This window comes from Phenylobacterium sp. (assembly GCF_030681155.1).
Taxonomy (GTDB): domain Bacteria; phylum Pseudomonadota; class Alphaproteobacteria; order Caulobacterales; family Caulobacteraceae; genus Phenylobacterium.
The window spans coordinates 1-5,940 of sequence record NZ_JAUXXE010000073.1 but is presented as its reverse complement, the minus strand read 5'-3'; the positions used below and the strand labels follow the sequence as shown (position 1 = coordinate 5,940).

Annotated in this window: 7 protein-coding genes; 3 read left to right on the top strand and 4 right to left on the bottom strand. The window is 62.4% G+C overall.

Features of this window, described 5'->3' with window-relative positions; genetic code table 11:
* From Q8M13_RS19670 to flbT, 3 genes are all read right to left on the bottom strand, one after another.
* On the bottom strand, positions 1-494 hold a 494-nt coding region (locus Q8M13_RS19670; RefSeq protein ID WP_305301920.1), incomplete at its 3' end, for a flagellin.
* Between the two features lie 311 nt (positions 495-805).
* Positions 806-1,177 (bottom strand): flagellar biosynthesis regulator FlaF, encoded by a 372-nt coding sequence (gene flaF, locus Q8M13_RS19665; protein WP_305301919.1) that lies wholly within the window; start codon positions 1,175-1,177, stop codon positions 806-808.
* Positions 1,137-1,562, bottom strand: a complete 426-nt coding sequence (gene flbT / locus Q8M13_RS19660; RefSeq protein WP_305301918.1) for a flagellar biosynthesis repressor FlbT — start codon at positions 1,560-1,562, stop codon at positions 1,137-1,139. Before flbT ends, flaF begins: the two co-directional genes overlap by 41 nt.
* 195 nt (positions 1,563-1,757) lie before the next feature.
* On the opposite strand from flbT, the gene Q8M13_RS19655 reads away from it, so the two are divergent.
* The 3 genes from Q8M13_RS19655 (at position 1,758) to Q8M13_RS19645 (ending at position 5,105) form a co-directional block, all read left to right on the top strand.
* A complete protein-coding gene (locus tag Q8M13_RS19655; RefSeq protein WP_305301916.1) occupies positions 1,758-3,512 on the top strand; it encodes a tetratricopeptide repeat protein in 1,755 nt (584 codons plus the stop codon).
* A gap of 135 nt (positions 3,513-3,647) precedes the next feature.
* On the top strand, positions 3,648-4,112 hold the full coding sequence (locus tag Q8M13_RS19650) for a hypothetical protein (RefSeq protein WP_305301915.1): 465 nt from the start codon (positions 3,648-3,650) through the stop codon (positions 4,110-4,112).
* 141 nt (positions 4,113-4,253) lie between these two features.
* Positions 4,254-5,105 carry a MoxR family ATPase gene (locus Q8M13_RS19645; protein ID WP_305301914.1) on the top strand — a complete coding sequence of 284 codons (852 nt, stop codon included), beginning with the start codon at positions 4,254-4,256 and terminating at the stop codon, positions 5,103-5,105.
* A gap of 57 nt (positions 5,106-5,162) precedes the next feature.
* Here the strand turns inward: Q8M13_RS19645 and Q8M13_RS19640 are convergent, their stop codons facing one another.
* Complete coding sequence (locus Q8M13_RS19640) at positions 5,163-5,846, bottom strand: hypothetical protein (protein WP_305301913.1); 684 nt, start codon at positions 5,844-5,846, stop codon at positions 5,163-5,165.
* Between the last annotated feature and the right edge of the window lie 94 nt (positions 5,847-5,940).

The window sequence follows — 5,940 nt, the reverse complement described above, 5'->3', positions numbered from 1 at the left end:
TGAGCGATGTCGATGGTGGCTGAGGCGTCGGCATTGGCGATGGCCTTGATGCTGGCGCTGTTGACCGTGGTCGACTTGATCAGGTTCACACCGTCGAAGGTCGCGTTGTGGGCGAGGGTGTGGATCTGATTGCGCAGCGCGGTATATTCGTCGCTGAGCGCTTGCTTGGAAGCGGTGGTGAGGCCAGCTTCCGTCGCCGCCAGCACTTTTTCCTTCATCTGAACCAGGATGTCGGAGATGGCGCTACCGGCCGACATCGCAACATCGGCGACCGACTGGCCGCGTTGCAGCGACGAGACGACGGCGTTGAGGGAGGTCGATTCCGCGCGTTGGTTCTGGGCGATGGCCCAGATGGCGCCGTTGTCCTTGGCGTTCGCGATCTTCAGGCCGGTGTTGATCCGAGCCTGGGTCACGCCCAAGTCCTTGTTGGTGGTGTTCAGGTTTTGCAGCGCGATCATTGCGCCAGCGTTCGTGTTGACGGAGTTCATCCCCATAGCACTAGATCCTTTTCTCAGGGACCGACGTCATTTTGACTGCCGGAGGCGTTTTGCCCAGCGGGTTCCAAGCAATCGCGAGGCCACCTGAGCCACACCGCAACGTACTGATTATTATCATGATTTTTCGTTTACGCGTTGGAAACCACGCCTAACGCCTGGAATCCCATATCGGCACGGCAATTTTTGCCGACTTTCCCGGCAATTTTTGCCGATAGGCAAATACAGCCCACCCTGCAGCGATCGCCCAGAACGCAAAACGCCGGCCTTCCGGCCGGCGCTTTCCTCAAAGGCCCAAAGCGACCATGCCGTCAGGCGGCGACGGGCGAGTCCGTCTTGTGCCCAAGAGCCTGCATCATGATCTTGTTGATCTCGATCAGGGTCTCGAAATCATCCTCGCCGCGCATGACGACACTGGAATGCCGGCCGACGAAAAGACTGAGCGAGATGATGCTGGCCCTCACCTGCGGCGGCAGGGCGTTGCCCGGCTCAGAGCAATCGCGCGCCAGCGTCGACCATAGCCGCCGGTTCCAGTCGATCGCATCAATGCGCCCGGCGATGTCGCTGATCGGGGCCTCGGACGCGACGATAAGCGCGCGCGTAACCTGGCCGAACAGCCGGTACTCCGCGTCCTTAGGCGCCTCAGCCCTCGTGGCCGCTTGCTGGTAAGCTCGAAGCGACATTCCCCAACCTCTCGTCTTCGTATTCGATCAACTTCCGACACATCATGAGCGCCTTGTAGTACTCGCGCGACATGGCGTGCTTGGAGATGGCGACACAGTCCGCCAAGACTTCCGGATTCCGAATGACGCCCATGAACTCGGTCAAGCGTTGAGCGAACTCGTCATAGTACCGACCGTTCGCGCCATCCTCGAGATACATCATCATCATCGGGAAATAGATGCGCCGCGACGGCGTGCTCGCCTCGTCCGGCTGCATGATGTCTTTTTCGCGCAGCACCGAGGCCTTGTTCTGCAACACCAAGGTCGTCCGGCGATCCCCGTTCTGCACCACCGCCCCGTTGAGCACGAACTTCTCACCGGGCTTCAGCGATAGTTTCAGCGGCATTCCTCAGTCTCCATTAGAGGCGTGTCGCCCAGGTCTCGAAGCGGTCCGCAACGCGGCTGGACTCAACGCTAGATGCGAGGGGTTAACCGCTCCTTGCAAAGCGCTTCGCCCCCGCAGCATTAGCAGACCGTTAAGCATGATTTCACAAGGTCCGTTCAGATCCTTTTGAGCGTTTTAGGCAAGGCGGCCCCGGAAGTGCGTAAATCCCCATTCGAGAGCGGCCCTATCGGCGACGCCGCCTCTCGCGAGGCGCTCGCCCGGATTCAGGACGAAGTCTCGTCCATGAAGGCGATGAGAACCGCCCTGCGCCATGTGAAAAAGGGCCTCCTCTACGCCAACGACAACAAGTTCAAGGAAGCCGAGGCCTGCGCCCTCCAGGCGATCAAATATGACCAGGGCATTCTCTATTCCTGGCACTTGCTCGGCATCGCCCGCGACAAGCTGGGGGATCGGGCAGGTGCGCTTGAGGCCTATGAACGGGCCCTGGCTCTTGGGCCGGAGAGCCCGGAAATCGCCAACGATCTTGGCCGCTTAGCCTATCGCATGGAGATGTGGCCCCAGGCCGAGGCGCTCTTCCGTCATAGCCTTGCGCTAAAGCCTGACGCCCCCGAAGCCTCGAACAATCTCGCCGCCCTCCTCCGGCGCGAAAGCCGCCCTCAGGAAGCGATCGACGTCCTACGAACCGCGCTGTTAGCTCACCCCGACGAGGTCATCCTGTGGGTGACGCTGGGCACCGTGCTTGGCGACCAGGGTGAGTACGATCAAGCGGCGACCTTCTACTCCGAGGCGCTTCGCCTGCGCCCGAACTACGGAAAGGCGTTGCATAACCTAGCCAGCATCATGTTCGGCAAGGGCCAGGAACCCGAGGCGATCGCCCAGACCTTCAAGGCGATTCCCCTGGCCGAAACACCGGAAGACGCGACCATGATGCGGTTCGCCATCGGCAGCATGTCGCTCAGTCGCGGCGATCTGACGCAGGGTTGGAAGTACTACGCCGCCCGGCTCGAACCGACCTTCAACGAACCCATCCATTTCCTGACCGATCGCCCCCAATGGCGGCCCGGGACCGACATCGCTGGCCGCCACCTGATGCTGTATGGCGAACAAGGCCTAGGCGACGAGGTGCTGTTCGCCAACCTGCTCGCTGACGTGATCGCCGATCTTGGCCCGACCGGCCGATTGACCCTGGCGGTGACAGACCGCTTGTTGCCCTTTTTCCAGCGCAGCTTCCCTGACGTCCGGATGGGCTCGCACATCACGATCGCCCGCGAGGGTCGCGCCTATCGCACCGCACCCTTCCTCAAGGATTGGTCGGACATCGACTACTGGGCGCCGATGGCCGAACTGCTTCAGACCTATCGTCCCACCATTCAGTCCTTCCCCCATCGCCCAGAAGGCTTCATGCGCACTGATCCCGCGCGGATCGAGCATTGGCGGCAGACGCTCTCGCATCTGCCAGGCACGAAGGTGGGACTGCTTTGGACCAGCCTGATCATGAACGCTGGGCGTCATCTCTACTTCTCGCCCTTCGAGCAATGGCGTCCCGTGCTCACCACCCCCGGCGCCACCTTCATCAACCTGCAGTACGGTGATCAGTCCGAGGCCCTGGCCTTCGCCAAGCGGGAGTTTGGCGTGGAGATCTATCAGCCGGCCGGAATCAACCTGCGCGACGATCTCGAAGACGTGGCCGCCCTGTCCGCGGCTATGGACCTGGTGCTTGGCGTGTCCAACGCCAGCTTCAACCTCGCCGCCGCCGTAGGCGCGCCGTCCTGGCTGGTGACGGCCCGCCGCCCTTGGACCCAACTCGGCAGCGACAGCTACCCCTGGTACAGTCAAGTCAGGGTCTTCTCCCCGGCCACCACTGGAGACTGGACCGGCGTCATGGCGCAGGTCGCCACCGCCCTTGGCGAATACGTTGAGGACGGAACACGAATGGCCGCGGCGGGTTGATCCCGCAACTGGCGCAAAGTGAGCGCCTGATGCTGGAGTGACCCGATGCCAGACCCGCAAGAGGGCTATGACGATCAGGACGGCGCCGAGACTTTCGACGAAACCAACCTCGACGACGACCAGGATCTCGGCGAGATGCGCACCTTCGAGGAGTTGCCCGATCTCTTGGATCTAACCACCGCCGAGGGCGATCGGGACGACGACGAGGGGCTCGCTGTCGATGCTGCTGACTTTGACGAGGCCGCCTTCGACGAAGATGCGCCTGAGGATGATGACGAGCTTCACTATCGCGCCGTCGCGGTCGATGAGGATGAAGACGGCGACGCCTTCGATGAAGATCAAATCGAGCCCGATTCGATTGACGGGCTCGAAGAGATCGCCGACGCCGACTTGGTAAGCGGCGGCGAGGACGACTTCACAAACTTTCAGTCCAAAGGTCTGAGCGACGAGGATCTCGAGCGCATGGGCTACGCACAGCGGACCAGCGCGAGCGAAACGCAAGATAATCGCGATCTTCGGACGGAAAACGCGCTCGATGAGGGGCTGAAAGAGACTTTTCCGGCCTCTGATCCCGTATCGATCTCACCCCGCCGGAACTGACCATACCTGCGACGTTTGAAACATAAGGCCCGATAAGCCTCTCAATCAGCTTGAATGTCCCGACCGTGCCTTTAGTTTGGCTCCAGTTGAAACATTTGTTCGAAAGCGGGTCCCATTATGAGCCCGCACCTGGGGAGCCCAATGAGCCAGCGTTTTGAAGGCACCGACAATTACGTCGCCACTGAAGATTTGAAGGTCGCGGTCAACGCTGCCGTTGCGCTCGAACGCCCCTTGCTGATCAAGGGCGAACCTGGCACCGGCAAGACGGTGTTGGCCTATGAAATCGCCAAGGCGCTCGACGCCGAGCTGATCACTTGGCACATCAAGTCCACGACCAAGGCTCACCAAGGCCTATACGAGTACGACGCCGTGACCCGTCTGCGCGACAGCCAGCTCGGCGACGAGCGCGTCAAGGACGTGAAGAACTACATCAAGAAGGGCAAGCTCTGGGAGGCGTTCTCCTCCAACAAGCGCCCGATCCTGCTGATCGACGAGATCGACAAGGCCGACATCGAGTTCCCCAACGACCTGCTCCAAGAGCTCGATCGGATGGAATTCTACGTCTACGAGACCAATGAGACCATCAAGGCCGAGATCCGCCCGATCGTCATCATCACCTCGAACAACGAGAAGGAACTGCCGGACGCCTACCTGCGCCGCTGCTTCTTCCACTACATCCGTTTCCCGGACAAGGAGACGATGGAGAAGATCGTGCAGGTGCACTACCCGACGCTGAAGAAATCGCTCCTCAAGGAAGCGATGGAGGTGTTCTTCGAAGTGCGCGAAGTCCCCGGCCTGAAGAAGAAGCCCTCCACTTCCGAGCTGCTGGACTGGCTGAAGCTGCTGCTCGCGGAAGACATCCCGCCGGATGCGCTGCGCGCCAAGGACAGGAAAACCATCATCCCGCCGCTGCACGGCGCCCTGCTCAAGAACGAGCAGGATGTGCACCTGTTCGAGCGCCTCGTGTTCATGACGAGGGCCAAGGGCGGCTAAAAGGACGCGCCCCAAGAGGCGCGTAGCCGGCCGCGCCCTCGGGCGCGTAGCAGGACGCTACAGTTCTTCCTTCCCCCCCAGCACGCCGGCGGTGCGCAGCACGCCGGGCAGCCAGCCGGGCAGCAGCGTGCCCTGGCGGATCTCCTCGATGCGCGCGGCTTCGCTGTCAATCTTCGCTTGCGCGCCACCCACGATCTCCGCGGCCATCTCGCGCGGCACCACGACGACGCCATCGGCATCGCCCACGATCAGGTCGCCCGGGTTCACCGTCGTGCCGGCGAGCGACACCGGAATGCCGATCCACCCGGCGACGCCCTTGGTCGGGCCGTTCGGATTGCAGCCCGCGGCGAATATCGGGAAATCGCCCTGCGCGCACTCGTCGGTGTCGCGCACCGCGCCGTCGATGACGAAACCTGCGATGCCGGCCGCCTTTGCGTGCGCCGCCATCAGGCCGCCGGTCAGGGCGCAGGAGAGATCCCCTTTCCCGTCGACGACGATCACGTCGCCCGGCTTCGCCAGCATCAACGCGGCGTGGATCATGAGGTTGTCGCCCGGGCGCACCTCGACGGTGAACGCCGGCCCGGCGACCTTCATCGCCTTGGACAGGCCCTGGATGCGCCCGCCCAGCGTGCCGCGGCGGCCGCCGACGTCGGCCAGGATGGCGGCCGGAAATGCCTTCGCCTTCGCCACCAGCTGCGGCGAGACGCGCTCGAAATCCCTGCGGATGTACGGATTGCCCATGTCAGCTTCCCTTGCGCCGCGCCGCCATCACCGCGAGGTCGTTCCAAACCTTCTGGTCGACGATCCTGCCGTCGCGGATCAGGAAGCGGTCCAC

Bases quoted from the DNA above. Each gene is read 5' to 3' on its own strand.
- flaF (WP_305301919.1), bottom strand. From the start codon at position 1,177: ATGTCGCTTCGAGCTTACCAGCAAGCGGCCACGAGGGCTGAGGCGCCT.
- flbT (WP_305301918.1), bottom strand. From the start codon at position 1,562: ATGCCGCTGAAACTATCGCTGAAGCCCGGTGAGAAGTTCGTGCTCAAC.
- Q8M13_RS19650 (WP_305301915.1), top strand. From the start codon at position 3,648: ATGCGCACCTTCGAGGAGTTGCCCGATCTCTTGGATCTAACCACCGCC.
- Q8M13_RS19645 (WP_305301914.1), top strand. From the start codon at position 4,254: ATGAGCCAGCGTTTTGAAGGCACCGACAATTACGTCGCCACTGAAGAT.
- Q8M13_RS19640 (WP_305301913.1), bottom strand. From the start codon at position 5,846: ATGGGCAATCCGTACATCCGCAGGGATTTCGAGCGCGTCTCGCCGCAG.